14 protein-coding genes are annotated in these 17,711 nt (G+C 63.5%); 2 read left to right on the top strand and 12 right to left on the bottom strand.

The features are described from left to right. Positions 1-179: 179 nt before the first annotated feature. Positions 180-1,508, bottom strand: a complete 1,329-nt coding sequence (locus tag FJW06_RS23320; protein ID WP_140754899.1) for a four-carbon acid sugar kinase family protein — start codon at positions 1,506-1,508, stop codon at positions 180-182. Positions 1,509-1,510: 2 nt separating this feature from the next. Then, the gene (gene oiaX, locus FJW06_RS23315) at positions 1,511-2,761 is read right to left on the bottom strand and encodes a 3-oxo-isoapionate-4-phosphate decarboxylase OiaX (RefSeq protein WP_140754897.1); all 1,251 of its coding nucleotides are present in this window, start codon (positions 2,759-2,761) and stop codon (positions 1,511-1,513) included. A 183-nt stretch (positions 2,762-2,944) separates the two neighbouring features. On the opposite strand from oiaX, the gene FJW06_RS23310 reads away from it, so the two are divergent. After that, positions 2,945-3,658: a transcriptional regulator NanR gene (locus tag FJW06_RS23310; RefSeq protein WP_140754895.1), complete on the top strand. Its 714-nt coding sequence runs from the start codon at positions 2,945-2,947 to the stop codon at positions 3,656-3,658. Between the two features lie 2 nt (positions 3,659-3,660). On the opposite strand, the gene FJW06_RS23305 is transcribed toward FJW06_RS23310, so the two are convergent. From FJW06_RS23305 to FJW06_RS23260, 10 genes are all read right to left on the bottom strand, one after another. Then, a complete protein-coding gene (locus FJW06_RS23305) occupies positions 3,661-5,565 on the bottom strand; it encodes a hypothetical protein (protein ID WP_140754893.1) in 1,905 nt (634 codons plus the stop codon). Then, positions 5,562-6,596, bottom strand: coding sequence for a Gfo/Idh/MocA family oxidoreductase (locus FJW06_RS23300; protein WP_140754891.1), 1,035 nt, complete (start codon positions 6,594-6,596; stop codon positions 5,562-5,564). The genes FJW06_RS23305 and FJW06_RS23300 overlap by 4 nt, the downstream gene beginning before the upstream one ends. Before the next feature lie 2 nt (positions 6,597-6,598). Beyond that, complete coding sequence (locus FJW06_RS23295; protein ID WP_140754889.1) at positions 6,599-7,663, bottom strand: ABC transporter permease; 1,065 nt, start codon at positions 7,661-7,663, stop codon at positions 6,599-6,601. Continuing rightward, the gene (locus FJW06_RS23290; RefSeq protein ID WP_140754887.1) at positions 7,656-9,206 is read right to left on the bottom strand and encodes a sugar ABC transporter ATP-binding protein; all 1,551 of its coding nucleotides are present in this window, start codon (positions 9,204-9,206) and stop codon (positions 7,656-7,658) included. The genes FJW06_RS23295 and FJW06_RS23290 overlap by 8 nt, the downstream gene beginning before the upstream one ends. Next, positions 9,203-9,865, bottom strand: a complete 663-nt coding sequence (locus tag FJW06_RS23285; RefSeq protein WP_140754885.1) for a DUF2291 family protein — start codon at positions 9,863-9,865, stop codon at positions 9,203-9,205. The genes FJW06_RS23290 and FJW06_RS23285 overlap by 4 nt, the downstream gene beginning before the upstream one ends. An 81-nt stretch (positions 9,866-9,946) precedes the next feature. Next, positions 9,947-10,888, bottom strand: coding sequence for a D-ribose ABC transporter substrate-binding protein (locus FJW06_RS23280; RefSeq protein ID WP_140754883.1), 942 nt, complete (start codon positions 10,886-10,888; stop codon positions 9,947-9,949). Positions 10,889-11,148: 260 nt separating this feature from the next. Further along, positions 11,149-11,976, bottom strand: a complete 828-nt coding sequence (locus FJW06_RS23275) for a phosphogluconate dehydrogenase C-terminal domain-containing protein (RefSeq protein ID WP_140754881.1) — start codon at positions 11,974-11,976, stop codon at positions 11,149-11,151. 108 nt (positions 11,977-12,084) lie between these two features. Continuing rightward, a complete protein-coding gene (locus FJW06_RS23270) occupies positions 12,085-13,122 on the bottom strand; it encodes an ABC transporter permease (protein ID WP_140754879.1) in 1,038 nt (345 codons plus the stop codon). Next, positions 13,119-15,587, bottom strand: coding sequence for an ATP-binding cassette domain-containing protein (locus FJW06_RS23265; protein WP_140754877.1), 2,469 nt, complete (start codon positions 15,585-15,587; stop codon positions 13,119-13,121). The genes FJW06_RS23270 and FJW06_RS23265 overlap by 4 nt, the downstream gene beginning before the upstream one ends. Before the next feature lie 71 nt (positions 15,588-15,658). After that, positions 15,659-16,681 (bottom strand): ABC transporter substrate-binding protein, encoded by a 1,023-nt coding sequence (locus FJW06_RS23260; RefSeq protein ID WP_140754875.1) that lies wholly within the window; start codon positions 16,679-16,681, stop codon positions 15,659-15,661. 282 nt (positions 16,682-16,963) lie between these two features. Here FJW06_RS23260 and nanR point away from each other — a divergent pair, with 282 nt between their 5' ends. Then, positions 16,964-17,677: a transcriptional regulator NanR gene (gene nanR, locus FJW06_RS23255; protein ID WP_140754873.1), complete on the top strand. Its 714-nt coding sequence runs from the start codon at positions 16,964-16,966 to the stop codon at positions 17,675-17,677. Positions 17,678-17,711 lie beyond the last annotated feature (34 nt).

Below are 17,711 nucleotides of genomic sequence, written 5' to 3'. Positions count from 1 at the left end.
GTCGCCCGAGCACGTCCTCGGCTACCGCGACGATCTCCGCCTGGCGGGCGTCGGCATAGTCCGAAGTGGCCGCAATGTTCATTTTCCAGCTGGTCCCAATCCAGACCTGAGGCGCCTGGGTCACTGGTCAGTTCCCTGGCGACAGCGAGCCGAATGTGCGTGATTGCGGCATAGCACTGTCAAGCGCCGAGGCCGTCGCGGATGGCTGAGAAATAGCCATCGGTACCGACCTGCCCGCCCTTCAGCGCGACCTCCAATCCGTCAATGGCGGGGATGCTCGAATGGGCCACGCAAAGGGGCGAGCCGGGCGAAGCCGGTAGCGGCATTCTTACCGTCAGCGCGTCAACGCCCATTTGTCCGAGCGCGTGGCTCGACGTATCGCCGCCGGCGATAATCACGCGCTTCAGCTCCTGGTCGACGGTCAACGCGCGCAGGAGTTCGCCGAGACCGCGGCCGAGCTTGTGACGAGCACCCGCTTGGCGATCGATCTCGGCACCGCGGTCGGCGGCGGGGCCAAGCGCCGTGTAGAGGATCACGCTGCGCCCCGCCTCGAGGCTGGCCTTGCCGGCTGCGGTCGCGCGCGCCAGCGCCTTCTCGGAATGCTCCGAAACCAGCTCGACGGGGTCGACCTCAATGCCGTCGAACCCGTCGCTCATCGCATGGCGGATCTGTCGCTCCGTCGTCGGCGAGCAACTTCCCGACACCACCGCGATGCGGTCGGCTGCACCCGGGGGCCGGAAAATTCCGCCGCCCGGAGCGGTATCACCAGCCCATTCGCAAAGCAGCGCATATTCGATGCCGGAGGAGCCGACGACGAAATGCCCGCCCGGCGTACGGGTGCGCCATATTTCCCTGCCGGCGAGCGCTTGTGTTTGGCGGCTGTCGACATCGACGAGCACGATGTTGCAATCCCGCAGAAGGCGGTCGAGGGCCTCCGATCGAGACGGCGATTGCAGCGTGGCGAGGTCGAGCAGCCCCGATGCAAGCTTCGTCTGCCGCGACAGGTGAACCAGAAGGTCGGATTCGTCCATCGGCGTTGCCGGATGGCGGCTCATCACCGGATGGCGGTCGATCCGGTAATATTTATCGCGATACGCCGCAAAGAGATGACCGAACGCTGTGTAGCGCTTGAGCTGCGGTGCGCCGACTACCAGCGGCACCCAGTCCTGCTCAAACACCGTCCGGCCGATCTCGATAGCGCGGCCAATGCTCCCAGTGGTGGGACTGGAATCGAAAGTCGAGCAGACTTTGTAATGGCACAGCTCGGCTTGTAGCGTTTTCAGCCACGCAAAAGCGTCTTTCAGATGCGTGTCCATCCATTGCGGGGACTCGCTTCGGCTGGTGCCGGCAAGGCCGACGGCGCGGCAATGCGCAAAACGCGCCATCAATCCGGCGCGTGGCTCACGCGTGAAAAGCACGGTCGGAACCCCGCCGAGTTCCAGCGCCTCCATGACATCGGTTGAGCCGGTAAGGTCGTCGCCATAGTAGCTGAGAAGCAAGTTCTGCATGCTCAGGCAGCCTTGCCATCGGCGAATTTTTCGATCGAGCGCGCCAGTTCCACATGGGCTTTGGCAAATTCCGTCAGCGGAATGCCCTCGACCGCTGCCTGCCAGGCCTGCAGCACGGCGCGCACGCCGGCTCCCGGCCCGTCCGGATGGCTGACGATGCCGCCGCCGCAGAGGTAAAGCAGATCGACCGTGCGCCCTGTGCGTCGATAGGTTTCCGGCGCCTGCCCACCCCATTGGCCGGAGCAGGCCACAGGCAGCGCGCAATCCTCCGGCGAAAACATCGGCGTCGCCACCGCCTCGAAAGAGCGGATGAAGGAGTCATCCGGCTCCCAATATTTCGAGCCGATGCCATTGATCTGGAACTGATCGACGCCCAACAGCCGCCAGAACTGCTGCCAGACCTTGAAATCCATGCCTAGGCCGGGGTGGCGGGTCAGGATGTCCCAGCCGTTGCGATGCGCATGCAGCACCAACCCGGAACGCTTCCTGAGGAAGGCCATGCCGCCGAAGCCGATGGAGTTGATGTTGACCACCGCGCAATTGCCGCCGGCCTCTAGCACCAGATCGTGATTGCGCATCATCTGGTCCGGATCGGCATGCGAGATGCCAAAGGCATACATCACCTTCTTGCCGGTCTTCTGCTCATGGTCGAGGATCAACGGCATGATCGCCTTCACCCGTCCCGGCAGCGGCGAATAGGCCGGGCTCATCAGCTTCTCGTCGTCCTTGATGAAGTCGACGCCGGCCCCGATCAGCTCGCCCACCATTTCAGCCGTCTCATGCGGCCTCAAACCAAGCGCCGGCTTGACGATGGTGCCGATGATCGGCCGGCCCTCGACGCCGGTCAGCCTGCGGCTGCCGCAGACGCCGAATTGCGGGCCCGGATGAGCGCCCCTGAATTCTTCCGGCAGCTTCATGTCGATAACCCGGATACCGGACAGGCCCCTGATCGAATAGGTGCCGCCGATCGCAATCGTCATCAGTGCCGCGAGATCGGTGCCGATCGCGTCGAAGGGAAAGGCGATGTCGACGTCGGCCCGCTTGAAGGGACCGCTGCCGGCGTCGGGAATGGAAGGTTGCGCCGCATCCGGCAGATGCCGGATCGCCAGCACGCGCGCGGCCACGCGCGCCTTCAACTCCTCGGTTTCACCCGGCAGCGCGACGAAGGTGCCGGTCGACTGATCGCTAGCGATCTTAGCCGCCAATCCCTCGATGCTCCCCGAGGTTTCGATGCGATAAGTGAGGGTGATCATGGCCGGCAATATCCAGTCGAAATGCCAGGAAAACAATTCCCTGAGTTCAAAATCTGGTATAATGAGTACATAAGCATTGCAAGCAATATCCTGCCTGACGCGGCGCCAAGGGACGATGGGCATTCCGGAAATTGCGGTCACGGTGCTAGATTGGAAGCAGGGCCAAGGGAGTGATTCGCGGCGATGAACCGTTCGGAACCGATCGTCCGACGCAAGCTTTCCGACGAAGTCTTTGCCAGGCTGAAGCGGTTGATCACCAGCGGTGAATTGCAGCCGGGCGACGACATGCCGTCCGAGCGCGAACTGATGGAGCGCTTCGAGGTCGGCCGGCCGGCGATTCGTGAAGCGATGCAGGCGCTGAGCAATATGGGCTTGGTCGCCATATCGCATGGCGAGCGCGCGAAGGTGCTGCAGCTCACCGCCAAATCGATCATCAAGCAGGTCGATGGCGCGGCCAAGATCATCCTGTCGTCGTCGAAAGACACGCTGGAGCATCTAAAGAGCGCGCGCATCTTCTTCGAGCGCGGCATGGTCAGGGAAGCGGCGGAGAAGGCCACGCCCGGGGACGTTCAGCGGCTCAGGGCAACCGTCGCCGAGCAACGTGGCGCGCGCGGCGATGCCGAGGCCTTCATCTCCGCCGACATGAAGCTTCACACCCAGATCGCGGCGATCTCCGGCAATCCGATCTATGTCGCCGTCAGCGAGGCGATGCTCGGCTGGCTGAAGGAATACCATACGGAAATGCTGATCTGGACCGGCAAGGAAAAGTTCACGCTGACCGAGCACGAGGAGATCATCAGCCGCATCGAGAAGAAGGATGCCGAGGGCGCCGAGAAGGCGATGATCAAGCATCTCGAGCGCTCGCGCGCCCTCTACGTGATGAACTCCGAGAAGTAGCTTCAGCCGATCCTGGCTACGGCATAGGCGGTCATTGCCAGGCGCCCCGAAACCGCGCCTGAGGCAAGCCGGCGCGCTCCCGCTCCATCCCAGATCGTAACCGGGCCGGCCGCTCCGCCAGCGAGCGCCGAGGTGTCGACGGTCACATGATCCGATGTGATGTTCGCCAGCCAGGCCGTGATGCCGCCGGCTGGTGAACGGCCCGCCAGAACCGCCACGCGATCGTCGCTCACCCGCATCTCAATTTGCAAATGACCGGCCAGTGCGGCAAGGCCCTGCAACACGTGGAAGATCGGCCGCGGTGTTCCCTCCTCGGCGGGCTCGCCGGTTGTAGCCAGCACGCCGAATGGCCCGGTGAAGCCGGAGAGCGTCAGCATCTCCAACCTAGCCGGCGCGATACGAGCGGCGTAGCCGATCGTCCAAGCGGCGGCGAACAGGCCGTTGTGGCGCGGATCGCGATCGGCCATGGCGATGCGCTGTCCGTCTGGATTGTCCTTGGTGGCGCCGCCATAAGGGTTCTGCCGCATGGCGATCGTCGACGGGCCGATGCGATAAGGCTTCGCCCCATAGATCGCCCGTGTCGACTGGGTGATGAAAGGCAGCGCCTCCAGCGATTGCATGACGCTGAGGTCGTCCGCCGCATGCACGATCGGGCAGGTGCAATGGGTGATGAAATCGAGCGCGCCGGCGGGAACGCGCTTGCGGTTAAGCTCGGTGAAATAGCTGAACATGCCGCCGCCGAGACGGAGGTCCCGAAAGGCGCGTCGCGCCGCTGCATAGACCTCCTCCAACGGCGGGCAGGCTGGCCAAATGCTGCCGGGCGGCGTCGACTGCCGGTCGACAGACGGCGAGACCGCGACGGCATCGAGCCGCAGGCCCGCCCGGCGCACCATGTCGGCGACACCGGAGAGTTCCGCTTCGAGATCACCGGCGCAGGCGACCACGCATTCGAGCGTTGTGGAGGCCGGGTATGCGGCGGCGAGCCTGGCATGAGCCTGCAAGGCGTCCCGGCCGTGGCCGCGTGTCGGATCGTAATGGAGGAGGAGCTGCTGTGGACCAAGCTTCTTGAGTAGCGGAAGGTTGCCCAATGCCGCCTCGACATCTTCCGGATAAATGACCACACCGACATCGGGCAGCTTCGCGCCGGTCTCGCCTGGTTCGATGCGGACCGGCTCGGCGCCGATTGCCTTGGCGGTCTCCTTGGAGCCGCCGGTGATGCGCAGGCTGATCGTCTGTCGCATCGGCTGGCCGGCCGGCAGCACATAGGGCCATGGCAGAGCGAGCGGCCGCACATAGGTCTTGTAGGAGGCATCCGACCAGTTACGCTGGTCTTCCATCTCGAAAATGTCGCCTTCCATCAGGCATTCGGCGCTAACGCCCGGCCGCACCTGATGAGTGATGGCGCGCATGTCCTTGAAAGGTTGCCAGGGGTCAATCAGCAGCGGCAGCTTGGTATCCACGATGGTGCCGTCGGTGTGCTCGACCTTCACCGGGCTGCCGGCGAGGCCGGCGATCGGATGCAGGATGCAGAAGCCGCAACGGTTGGTTTCGAAATCGCTTTGGGGCAGGGCGGTCACATCGAAGCTGAGCCGGCCATTCGCATGGCCGTCGATCGCGGCTTGGAAGCCAAGCCTGCTTCCGTCCGGCCCCTCGCAGCTTGCCGAATAGCGCACCGAGAAATGGTCGTCCTTCTGTTCGATGGCCAGATCCGCCAGCGCCGGTTCATAAGTGCCCCAGTCACGGTCGCGCACGATATAGGCGATGGCGCGCAGCACCTCGGTGCCGGCGTGGCGAATGGTGCGCAGATTGCCGTTGACGAAATCGGCGCTAAGCAGTCCTGCTCTGAGCCTGACAGGCTCGGTTTCGACCGCGTGCGTGCCGTAGAGCAGGAACGGATCAGCGGTCATTTGAGCAGCTCGTTGATTCGTATCGGTTGCCAGCTGGCCGCACCGGCATAGGCGGCCTCGACCAGTGCGAATGTCTTGAGGTTATCGGCGCCGGAGGTGGCGGGTTCCTTGCCAGCGGCAAGGCAGTCCACCCAGTGCTTCTGGATCGCCGCGACGCTTCCCTGGATGTTGTGCCATGGCCGTGATGCCCAAGAGAGCAGCGGCGGCGAGACGTCGGTGACGCTGGTGCCGCTCCTGCCGGTGACCGTGAGGCGGTAGCCCTGCGCCAGGCGGATCGTGCCGTCCGTCCCGTCAAGCTCGATCAGTGTCTCCGGGAACGGCTCGGTGGCAAGCTTCGTCGCATAGCTGCAATCGACTACGGAGGTTGCGCCGCCCTCATGATCTATCAACATCGTCGCCACGTCCTCGCCGGCGATGGCTGAATTGACGCGCAGGGTGCGTGCGGTAAGGCTCAATACGTCGCCAAGCAGGAAGCGTGCGATGTCGAGGATGTGGATGCCGAGATCCTCGATGATGAAGCGCTTGCCCGTCGCCAGATAGGGCTGACCGGAAAACACATCATAGGCCGAGCGAAACGAGATGCGCCCGAAGAACGGCCTGCCGATCTCACCGCTGTCGACAACCGCGCGCACCGCCTGGATCGGCGACTGCCAGCGGAAGTTCTCGTGCACCATCAGCGGCACGCCGGCATCCGCGCAGACTTTCACCATGGCCTTCGCGTCGGCCAGCGACGGAGCAAACGGCTTCTGACAGATCACGGGCACGCGGTTGGCCGCAGCCATCTCGACCAGCGGCCGATGGCTGCCGACAGTGGTGGCGATGTCAACGAAGTCGAGCGTCTCGCCGGCAAACATCGCGGCCGCATCGCCATAGCGCCGCTCGATGCCGAACTGGTCGCCGACGATCCGTAGTCGCTCGGGGTCGCGATCGCAGATGGCGACGATCGAGGCGCCGTCTATGTCGCGCCAGCCATGCATCTGATTGACGGCGAAGAAGCCGCAGCCGATCAGCGCTCCACTCAACTTCGCCATGCTCAACCCACCTTCGCCATCTGCATCAATGTCACACGGCTCTGCAGCCGGCGCTGCGCCTGGTCCACAACGACGGCGACGATAATGACGAGACCCTTAATCACCATCTGCCAGAACGAGCTGACGCCCATCATCACCAGCCCATCGGAAAGGATGCCGATGACGAAGGCGCCGACGATGGTGCCGCCGATCGTGCCGCGTCCGCCCGACATCGAGGTGCCTCCGAGCACGGCGGCCGCAATGGCGTTGAGCTCGAAACTCTCCCCAGTCGCGGGGTGCGATGCCATCAGTTCAGACGAGATGATGAGCCCGACGATCGCGGCGCAGAAGCCGGAGAACATGTAGACGAACATCTTCACCATATTGACCCGCACGCCCGAGATCCGCGCCGCGCGCTCGTTGCCGCCAACCGCGAAGATGTGGCGGCCGAGCGGCGTAAACCTTGCGAGATAGGCCGCGCCCAGCGCGACCACGACCAGGATCCAGATCGAGACAGGCAGGCCGAGCAACTTGCCGGCGCCGAGATAGCCGAAGCCGGTGGTGCCGAGTTCCGGCTTGCCGACGAGGTTGGGGAAGGTGCGGCCGTCCGATGACAGCAGCGCCAGGCCGCGCGCGACATAGAGCGTGCCGAGCGTGGCGATGAAGGGCGCAACATTGAGCCTGGTGATCAGTAGCCCGTTGACGGCACCGATCACGATGCCGACCGCGAGCGTGATGAATGCGATTTCGACAACGTTGAAGTACACCGTGTAGCCGACCTGCAGGTCTATGCCGTTGAGCACGAGGTAGCCGGCAACCATGCCGCATAGGCCGACGATCGAGCCGACCGACAGGTCGATGCCGCCGGTGATGATGACGAAGGTCATCCCCATGGCGAGGAAGGCGTTGAGCGCAACGTGCTTGGCCATCAGGATCAGATTGGCGGCCGAGAGAAAATTCGGCGCCGCGATCGAGAAGACCACCAGCACAGCGATCAGCGCGATGAAGGTCCGCAGCTTCATCAGCGTCAGCAGCACCGAGCCGCCGGATGCGGAGGAGTCGGGCGCCCTGGCCGAAACGTCAGTCATGGGCGTTGTTCTCCGTATTCGGGCTGGGGCCATGGCCAAGCGCCGACGCGGCAATGATCGCCGCTTCCGTCGCCTCGGCGCGGTTGAACATTCCCGTCAATTTTCCGTTGCTCATCACCGCGATGCGGTCGGACAACGCCATCACCTCGTCGAGGTCCGAAGTGGCGAAGAGGATTCCCAGGCCGTCGCGCGAAAGCTTGCGCATCGTGCGGAAGACATCGGCTTTGGCGCCGACATCGATGCCGCGGCTGGGCTCGTCCATCAAAAGCACTTTCGGTCCGGTGAGCAGCGCCTTGCCGATTACAACCTTCTGCTGGTTGCCTCCGGACAGCGAGGACACCTCCTGCACCGGGTCGGCGACCTTGATCACCAGCTCGCGCACCATCTGCGTGACAGCCTGCTTCTCGGCGCCGCCGCGAATGTGGAACAGGCTGACGAAGCGCGACAGGCTGGCCAAGGTCAGGTTGCTGGCGACGGACAGGATAGACACCAGGCCCTCGCGCTGACGATCTTCCGGGATCAGCGCCAGGCCGCGCCGGATGCGCCGCGTCGTGTCGCGCTCCTTGACCGGCTTTCCATCGATGAAGATCCTACCGCTGGCCTGGCCGTGACGGCCCATGATGCAGTCGAACAGTTCGCTGCGCCCGGCGCCCATCAGGCCATAAATGCCGAGGATCTCGCCGGCGCCCACCGAGAGGGAGACATGGTCGACCGCCAAGCCGCCGGTGACGCGCGGCAGGCAGATCTCCTCGGCGCGGAAGATCTCCTCGCCCGGCTGATGACCATCGGCCTTGGCGAAATCCTTGGCGTCAGAGCCAATCATCTGCCGCACGATCCATTGCGTGTCGACGTTCTTCATCTCCTCCTGACCAGTGATGCGGCCGTCGCGCAGTACGGTGATGTAGTCGCCGATGCGGATAAGCTCTTCCAGCCGGTGCGAGATGTAGACGATGGCCACGCCGCGCGCCTTGAGATCGGCGATCACCTTGAACAGGATCTCGACCTCGGCCGCGCTCAGCGCCGAGGTCGGCTCGTCCATGATCAGGACGCGCGCGTCGAGCGAGACCGCCTTGGCGATCTCGACAAGCTGCTGCTGGCCGATGCGCAGATCCTCGACCAGCATGTCCGGCCGGATGCCGGCTTCGAGCTGTTCGAGGAACTCGGCAGCGCGGTGCTCCTGCGCCTTGTGGTCAATCTTGCGGAGGGCGTTGGTCAACTCGCGGGTGGCGAAGATATTCTCGGCGACCGAGAGGTTGCCGAACAGGTTCAGCTCCTGGAACACCATGCCGATGCCGCGGCCGACTGCATCTCCCGAGGACGAGAACGAAACCTCGTTGCCGTCGAGCAGGATGCGGCCGGCGGTTGGCCGTTCAACGCCGGCGATGATCTTCATCAGCGTCGACTTGCCGGCGCCGTTCTCGCCGACCAGCACGTTGACGGCGCCCTTGCGCACCTCGAAGTCGGCGTGCTTGACCGCCACGGTGCCGGCATAGACCTTGGAGATGTCTTCCAGCTTGAGGATGACGTCGTGACCGGAATTCATGACTTCGGTCCGATCTCGGCCTCCGCCGGCGTCACCAGCGGCAGGTCCTGGCCGCCTTCGATCGTGTAGGCGCCGAGTACCTTCGCGGTACGGCCCTCAAGCGTGTCGCGCGGCAGCTTGGACAGCACGGTCTTGTCGGCATAGGCGTTGAAGGCCTTGCCGAACTGGGCGAAGTCGATCTGGTTGGTGAAGTCGTTGAACTGCACGAAGTCGAGGCTGTCGCGAATGGCGGTGCCGCGCATCGCCGGCCCGATCTGCACGCGCGCATCCGCCTTGCCGTCGCCATCAACGTCGACATCGATGGTCGCCGCGCGAGATTGCGTGTTGGCGGCGACGATCCTGCCTTCGACGCGCACCGCGAAAGTCCATGGCGAATTCGCCTGCTTCTTCGCATTGCCGTACCTGGCGCCGGCGGCGGCTTGATCGGTCTTGGCCAGCGCATGGACCTCTGCGAACGGTCCTGCCTTCTGCTGCAAATAGGGAATGACCTTCGAGACCCAGATGTCCTCGACCATCTTGTCGGGATTGAAGGCCGTGCTGTTGGCGCTATCGCCGCCTTGTGCCGACGGTGTGGGCAGGATCTTGCAGGCGCTGAGGCTGAGACCAGCGAGTGCGGCAACGGTCAGCCCAAGGGTGAGCCAGGTCAACTTGTTCGGCATGGCGTTCGAAAGGCACCCGGACAGTGAAAATGGAGGCGAGGGACGAACGCGTTCGCCCCTCGCAGCTTCTATCGCGCCAGCTCAGTTCTTGAGCGCGAAGGTCTCCAGCTTGGGAGCATTGTCGCCGTTGATCAGCACGCAGTCCATCAGCTGCTTTTCCTTCTCCGGCGACTTCTTGTTCTTGATGAAGTCGCTGGCCTGCTCGACGGCCATCTGCGCCTGGGCGTAGGCCGGCTGCAGCACCGTCGCCTTGATACCGCCTGACGTGATGGAATCGCGCACATCATTCGATCCGTCGAAGCCGACAACGATGACGTCCTTGCGGCCGGCGGCGGCAAGGGCCGCATAGGCGCCCATCGCCATCGTGTCGTTGCCGGAGATCACGCCCTTGATGTCCGGGTTGGCCTGCAGGATGGACTCCATCTTGGAATAGGCCTCCGTCTGGCTCCAGTTGGCCGACTGCTGCGCGACCTTCTTCAGATCCGGATAGTCGTCGATCACGTCGTGATAGCCCTTGGAGCGGATGCCGGCATTGGTGTCGGATTCCTTGCCCACCAGCTCGACATAGTTGCCCTTCTCGCCCATCAGCTTGACGAATTCCTGCGCGCCGAGCTGGGCACCCTGGTAGTTGTTGGAGACGATCTGCGCCACGGCGACGCCCGTGGCGTTGATCTCGCGGTCGATGAGGAAGGATGGGACGCCGGCGTCCTTGGCCTTCTGCACGGCCGCGACAGTGGCGTCGGCGCCGGCATTGTCGAGGATGATCGCCTTGGCGCCGCGACCGATCGCCGTGTCGATCAGCTCCGATTGCTTGTTGGCATCGTCGTCATGCACCAGCACCAGCGTGTCGTAGCCGAGCTCCTTGGCCTTGGCCTCGGCGCCGACTGCTTCAGCCTTGAAGAACGGATTGTCGTGCGAAGGCGTGATGATGGCAATCAGGTCCGCCGCATAGGCAGGCAGCGCGGTGCCAAGTGCGAGCACGCCGGCGAAAGCCGCAAGCGTCATTCTGCGATTGAGTTTCATGAAGTCCTCCCGTTGAAACCTGCCCCGGACGGCCGAGGCGATTGTCTGCGTCTGAATTCGTTAGGCTATGCGGGCCCGCGCCGCTCGGATTTTGAAAGGCCTTTGCCGGCTTTCATCCGAACCTTGTTTCGCTGCTCTCCTCGCCGCCCATCACTCCTCCGTCGGATTTCCCAAAAATCCGAGCCAAGGCAGCTAAGGCCAACTGGTATAATGAGTCAACCACTAATTCAGGTGATCTGTACCTAACCAGTGACTTCGCGCTAGGTTATGCGCTGGATGCTGGCTGCGATCTCTTCCGGTTCAAAGACCCGCTTCCAATCGTCGCGCATGAGCACCGGCTTGCCGAATTCGATAGCCTTGTTGCAGGCGTCCGAGAACACACCCTTGGTTTCACCGAAGATGACGGCGCCGAGCACGTTCATGTGGCCAAGCAGGAAGTCGAGCGCCGCCTGCCTGTCGACGCCACGCGCCACCACCTCGTCGACGGCTTCTTTCATAACGACGAGCAGCGAAGCGCATACCGTCTCCGACAGACCAGGCTCCAGTAGCGCCATTTGCTCAACGGTCACGCGATGTGAGCGCATCACCGGCGCCCAGATGATCCGAGCGATCTCCTCGCCCTTGGCATAGTCCTGCTCCGGACCTTGCATCAGGGCGCTGACGAAATGCTGCTTGGCCTTGACGCCGCCGAAAAAGTCCTTCTTGGCCGCCATGTCGGTTTCGTCGTTGAAGATCGGCGGATGGCAGGGATGGGTGACGAAATAGGTGAGGTCGGAGCGCTTCGGCAGGTGGCCGGCAAAAGGCGCTGCCGCGTCGAGCACGATCACCATCGTTCCCGGGACGAGTTTGCTCTCGATGCCGGCCGCGACCTTGCCGATATGCGTGTCGGGAACCGCCAGGATTACCACGTCGGCACCCTTGAGCGCTTCATCGACGCCGACCGTGTCGATGCCGAGCCCGGTCTTCAGGCGCTCCTTGCCCGCCTCGCTGATTTCGACATGGCGGATTGTATAGGGCGAGCCGCGAAAATTGGTCGACAGGCGGTAGCCCATTTTGCCGCCGGCACCCAATAGCGCAATCGTTGTCATCAATCTGCTCCTGATGTTCAGACGACGGGCCGCCCCGATCGTCACCTTACATGCTGGTATGATCACTCTACCAGATTTTGGCAAGAGGATTGTCTATGACTTTGTCCTTCATCTCGGCTGGACCGCCGCCGGCACTTTCGTCGTCGCCTCCGGGTCCTTGTCGCCGTCCGCGAGGTCGGCGGGCGTGCGCCGTGCCATTGCCTGGCGCCCGGCCAGCGCAAGCACGAAGATGACAACGATGCCTTGCACGATGTCCTGTGCGCCCGGAGGCAGACCGATGATCTGCATGGTGGTGACGATGAGGATGAGCAGGATGCTGGCGAAGAGCGTCCCTAAAGCCGTCGCCGATCCGCCGAAGATCAGCGTTCCGCCGAGCACCACCGCGGCGATGGATTGCAGCAGATAGGGCTGGCCCATCTCCAGGAAGGCGCCGCCGATATAGGCGCCGAGCAGCAGACCGTCGAGCGATGCCAGCACCGAGGAGATGATGAAGGCCGATGCGACCACCGGACCGCTGCGGATGCCCGCGAGCCGGGCCGCGGCGCGGTTCTGGCCGACCGCTGACAGCAGTTGACCGAACACCGTGTAGCGCAAAACGAAGGAGGTTGCGGCGACGCCGAGAATGGCGATGGCGGCCATGATCGGCACGCCGGAAATACGGCCCGTCGCCAGTTCCTTCAGCGCCGGGCTGACCGCGAAACCCGGAATCGCTTTGTTAGACAAGAGCGTTGCGGTCGCTAGCACATAGCCGGTCGCCAGCGTCGCGATGATCGCCGGAATGCCGAGCCCGACGACGAGGAGCGAATTGAGCGCCCCGACGCCTAAGCCGAGCAGGATCGCGGCGATGACGCCGATGGCAAGGTTGGCATCCTGTCCCTTGATGGTGAGCAACGCGACGAAGGCGCTGAGCGTGATAACCGAAGCGATGGAGAGATCGACGTTGCCGCGCCCGGTTGTCACCACGAACATCTGGCCGATTGCGACAATCGTCAGGAACGATGCCGAGAGGATGACGCCGGACAGGCTGGAGAGGCTGAAGCGGTTTGTCACGACGGAGAGCACCAGCCAGAGGATGAGCACGCCGATCGCCGCCCAAATCCAGCGGTTGCGTTGCGCCCAGATGCCGAAGCTGGCAAATGCGTTCATGACTCGCTCCTGCTATCGGCGGTCAGACTGCGCAAGGTGAGCAGCGCAATCAGGATCAACCCTTGCGTGGCGGCGTTATAGTCGCTGCTGACGCTGAGGGTGCCCAGAAGCGCGCCGATCAGCGACAGCGTCACCGCGCCGGCGACGGCGCCGACCGGCGAAATGATGCCGCCGATCAGCGAGCAGCCGCCCATCACCACGGCGGCGACGCTGAGCAGCGTGAAGGAATTGCCCGAGTTGATGTCGCTGGCCGTGTTGATGGCCGTCAGCGACAGGCCGGCGGCACCAGCGAACAGGCCGGCAATGAGATAGCGCACCAGCGCATAGCGCGTCGGCGACCATCCGGACCGGATCATTGCAGCCGGGTTGTTGCCGAAGCCACGCAGCACCACACCGAGCGGCAAGCGGTCAATGGCGAGCACCATCAGTGCCACGGCCGCGATCATGATGATCGACGTCGGCATAAAGCCGATCGACCAGCCGAAGAGGGTGGTCAGCCAGTCCGGACTCGCGCCGCCGGGTGTCGGCTGCAGCGCGTAGCCGATGCCGACCCAGATGAAGGATGCGCCCAGCGTGACGACAATGGCCGGGATCCTGCGCGCCTGGATAACGCCGCCAAGCCCGGCATAGGCGGCGAGCGCGGCCACCAGCGCCACCGTGCCGAGCCATGGCTGGTCGTAGAGCAGCGTGGCGCTGAGCACGCTGACCAGGCCGGCGAAGGCGCCGACACCGAGGTCGATCTCGCTGCCCCCGACGATGAACATCTGCGCCGCCGTCACCAGCACTAGCGACAGCGCCGGCATCAGCAGAAGGTCGAGCCCGAAAGTCGAGGCCACCGCTGGATTGATCGCGATCATGATGGCAAGCACGGCGGCAAGCCCGATGAACGGCGCGGCATTGACCAGTTTGCGCCCGAGCCCCGCCATGGCGGTCCGCTTGCTGGCGACATTGGATTGGCTGACCGCCGGTTGCGCGAAGGAGGCGCCGACGATGGCTTGCTCGGTAATAGCCTCGCCCGCCAGCTCGCTGACGATATGGCCCCCGGAAAAGACCAGCACGCGGTCACAGGCAAGCAGTTCCGCGTCCTCGGTCGTATGCCAGATCAGCGCTCTGCCGCCACGCGCGACTTCGTTGCAGAGCCGATAGAAATCCTGTTTGGTGGCTATGTCGACGCCTCGTGTCGGATCGTCGAGCAAGATGACCGGCGTGTCAGCGACCAGCGCCCGCGCCACCAGTGCCTTCTGCTGGTTGCCGCCGCTGAGCTCGGTGATGTTGGACTGGAAGCGCGTGTCGTCGAGCCGCAGCTTGCTGGCGGCGCGTTTCGCCGTATCGCTGTTGGCGCGCTCGGAAACGACGCCCAGCGCCGACCGGCGGGCAAGCGCGCCAATGCTGATGTTGCTGAGCACGCTCCACAGCGGGAATACGCCTTCCTTCTGCCGGTCACCGGCGATGAAGCCTGCCTCGGCATGCCTGGCGACGGTCGCCTGCTGTTTCCGGTCGGGCTTGAAGATCGCGTGCAGCAGCTCTTTCTGCCCGCTGCCCTCGAGCCCGGCCAACCCGACGATCTCGCCGCGCACGATGTCGACGTCGCGGCCGAGCTCCGAGGTCAGCGCTCCCGAGAGCCGCACGAGCAAATCCTGCGAGGATGCGGCGGAGACGCTATGCTGATGGATCGGATTGGCGTCGCCACCCATCAACTGCACCAGCTTGCCGATCGAGGCATCCGAGGCGTGGCCCTGCCAGGCCATGCGGCCGTTGCGCAGCACCACGACTTCGGTGGCGATGTCGATGATCTCCTGCAGCTTGTGGCTGATGAAGATGAAGGCGAGTCCGGCCTTTGCCCGTCCGCGGACAAAGGCTCGGAGCTGCTTCGAGCGGTCGAGGTCGAGAGAAGAGGTCGGCTCGTCGAGCACGATCAGCTTGACGCCGGGGGTAGCCGCGGCACGCGCGATCTCGACCATCTGCCGTTCGGCAATCGTGAGATGGCCGACCTCGGCATCGGCGTCGATGCCGTTGCCCGGGAAGACGGCGTCGAGCGCCGCGCGGGCGCGGGTTCGATACAACGCCCGCCAGCCCGGCCGGCTTGCCGAGTCGCCAGGGCTCTCCAGGAAGAAATTCTCAGCGACAGACAGGTTGGCGCATAGCGACAGCTCCTGATGCACCATGCGGATGCCACGGCGCTGCGCTTCGCCGGTGTTGTAGGCTGCGAAAGGCACCTCTTCGCCGGCAAAGGAAATCGCGCCTAGCGTCGGCCACATCGCGCCGCACAGAATGCGCATCAGCGTCGACTTGCCGGCACCGTTGCCGCCGACGAGCCCGATCACGTCGCCGGCCCGCACAGACAGGTCGATCCCCGCATTGGCAAGCGTCGGCCCAAAACTCTTGGTGATCCCGCTCAGCGAAACGACGCTCGGTCCAGCAGGGGCGGCAGCGGTGCCCTCTACGACAACGGCGATGTGGGACATTCGTCCTCCGGTTGCGCGGACAACGATCGGGCGCGGCCGTGCGGCGGCGCCCGATCCCCGAATTGCCTGGCTTATTTGCTGAGCAGGTTCTGCTTGACCCAGTCTAGCGAGTAGCTCGGGCTGATGATCTGCCCGCCTGGCAGCTTTGCATAGTCCTTCAAGTTGCTCGCATCGACTGTCGCCACCGGCATGATCATCAGCTTGGGCGCCTTGGCGCCCTTGAGCAGCGACAGACCGAGCCAGAAAGCGGCGCCGCCAATGCCCGGCGTGGTGTTCATCGACACGGTCTGATAGCCGTTCTTGGCGTTCTCCTCGGCCCACCACTTGACGAAATCGGTGCCGCCGCCACCTTCGATGATCGGCATCTTGTTCTTGTACTCACCGTCATACTGGACGAAGGCCTGTGCGATGCCGACATCGTCGCTGCCGCCTTGAGCAAGCACTGCGTCGACATGTGGGAGGGAGGGCAGGACATTGGCGATGGCTGCCTGCGCCACGGAGGCCGTTGCCTGGCCATAGACGGTGGCGACCACCTTGATGTTGGGATACTTCGCCAGCACCGACTGCTGTGCATTGAACATGTCGTTGTCGGGCGCCGAGCCCTTCACACCGCGTACCTGAATGACGTTGCCCTTGCCGCCGAGCATCTTGAAGACGGCTTCAGCCTGGGCCGCTTTGTAGCCCTTGAAGTCAAAATTGAGCTGGTAGTTGCATGGCGCCGAAGCAACCGAGTCGAAGGAGATGACGATTATGCCTGCCTTGCAGGCCTTCTCGATGACGCCGTTGACCGCGGTCTCGGAAGCGGCATCGACGGCGAGCACGTCAACCTTCTTCAGAATCAGTTCAGCAATCTGGCTGTTCTGCTGCGCCACCGACCCGTCCCCGTTCATTACGATGTAGTCGGCGATCTGCCCTTTAGCCTTGGCCTCCTTGGCCGAAGCCTCAAATGCTTCAACCATCTGGTGGCGCCACGTGTTGCCATAATAGGCATTGGCCAGGGCGATAACCGGCGCATCGGGCGACGCCATCGCCGGCAGAACCGAAACGCTGGCGAGCGCGGCGCCGGCGAGCGCGGCAATTACTGCAAACTTCATGATATTTCCTCCCAAATTAACACCGCCAACACGGTCGGCCTGCTTACATTTCTATGGCGCCTCCCCCAAGACGCCATACCATCTACATGTTATACCAGTATACCTCCCATAGGCAAGCGGTGCTGGGAAGAGCCGCCACCGGTAGCCCATCTTCCCGTCGCTCCGCACGCAAAGCCATAGACGGACGTTAGGTCATCATATATGTCATGTCAATTATGGCCCGGCCTTGTTTTCGGCTGCGACTCAGGGTCGATACTTAGAAGAACGATCGAAGAGGGGCGGATGGAGCCGGTCCAGAAGAAGAAGTTGTATGTGGAAGTCCTAGATCGCCTGATGGCGGCGATCTCAACGTCCGAGTTTCCGCCCGGCTCCCAGTTGCCGTCGGAAAAGGAGCTGATGACGATGATCGGCGTGGGGCGACCGTCGATCCGGGAAGCGATGCTGACGCTCCAGCAGATGGGGCTTATCAGGATTTCCCATGGAGAACGCGCGCGCGTCATCAACCCCACTCCCGAGGTGATCGTTGACCAGGTCTCCGCGGCGATGGTGATGATGCTCGCGACAAACTCCCGTGGTCTCGAGGAACTCAAGGAAGTCAGGCTTTTGCTGGAGACCGGCCTGGTCCGGATCGCCACACGCCGCGCTACCGCCAAAAACCTGGAACGACTTGCCGAGACGCTGCGCACATTGCGCGAGGCCAAAGGCGATCAGCCTAGATTTGTGGCGGCCGATATGGAATTCCATGCGGTCATCGCCGAGATGAGCGGCAACTCGATGATCGCGGCGGTGGCAAAGGGAATGCTCGAGTGGCTGTCTCGATTCAAGCGGGACCTCGTGGCGTTGAAAGGAGCCGAGCGCCTGACAATCGAGGAGCATGAACGAATCTACAAGGCGATCGCCGGCGGCGACCCGGAGGGCGCCAGTGTTGCCATGGCCGAACATATTGGCCGGGCGAATGAGCTATATTCGAAACTGATCCTCGATCGATCTGGGTGAAGGTCTGGCTCAGCAAAAAATTTTTCCCTCCCAA

It is taken from the genome of Mesorhizobium sp. B4-1-3 (genome assembly GCF_006439355.1).
Classification (GTDB): domain Bacteria; phylum Pseudomonadota; class Alphaproteobacteria; order Rhizobiales; family Rhizobiaceae; genus Mesorhizobium.
Note: the sequence above shows the minus strand (reverse complement) of the source record. Positions and strands in the feature narration are given on the sequence as shown.

Bases quoted from the DNA above. Each gene is read 5' to 3' on its own strand.
- FJW06_RS23320 (WP_140754899.1), bottom strand. From the start codon at position 1,508: ATGCAGAACTTGCTTCTCAGCTACTATGGCGACGACCTTACCGGCTCA.
- oiaX (WP_140754897.1), bottom strand. From the start codon at position 2,761: ATGATCACCCTCACTTATCGCATCGAAACCTCGGGGAGCATCGAGGGA.
- FJW06_RS23310 (WP_140754895.1), top strand. From the start codon at position 2,945: ATGAACCGTTCGGAACCGATCGTCCGACGCAAGCTTTCCGACGAAGTC.
- FJW06_RS23305 (WP_140754893.1), bottom strand. From the start codon at position 5,565: ATGACCGCTGATCCGTTCCTGCTCTACGGCACGCACGCGGTCGAAACC.
- FJW06_RS23300 (WP_140754891.1), bottom strand. From the start codon at position 6,596: ATGGCGAAGTTGAGTGGAGCGCTGATCGGCTGCGGCTTCTTCGCCGTC.
- FJW06_RS23295 (WP_140754889.1), bottom strand. From the start codon at position 7,663: ATGACTGACGTTTCGGCCAGGGCGCCCGACTCCTCCGCATCCGGCGGC.
- FJW06_RS23290 (WP_140754887.1), bottom strand. From the start codon at position 9,206: ATGAATTCCGGTCACGACGTCATCCTCAAGCTGGAAGACATCTCCAAG.
- FJW06_RS23285 (WP_140754885.1), bottom strand. From the start codon at position 9,865: ATGCCGAACAAGTTGACCTGGCTCACCCTTGGGCTGACCGTTGCCGCA.
- FJW06_RS23280 (WP_140754883.1), bottom strand. From the start codon at position 10,888: ATGAAACTCAATCGCAGAATGACGCTTGCGGCTTTCGCCGGCGTGCTC.
- FJW06_RS23275 (WP_140754881.1), bottom strand. From the start codon at position 11,976: ATGACAACGATTGCGCTATTGGGTGCCGGCGGCAAAATGGGCTACCGC.
- FJW06_RS23270 (WP_140754879.1), bottom strand. From the start codon at position 13,122: ATGAACGCATTTGCCAGCTTCGGCATCTGGGCGCAACGCAACCGCTGG.
- FJW06_RS23265 (WP_140754877.1), bottom strand. From the start codon at position 15,587: ATGTCCCACATCGCCGTTGTCGTAGAGGGCACCGCTGCCGCCCCTGCT.
- FJW06_RS23260 (WP_140754875.1), bottom strand. From the start codon at position 16,681: ATGAAGTTTGCAGTAATTGCCGCGCTCGCCGGCGCCGCGCTCGCCAGC.
- nanR (WP_140754873.1), top strand. From the start codon at position 16,964: ATGGAGCCGGTCCAGAAGAAGAAGTTGTATGTGGAAGTCCTAGATCGC.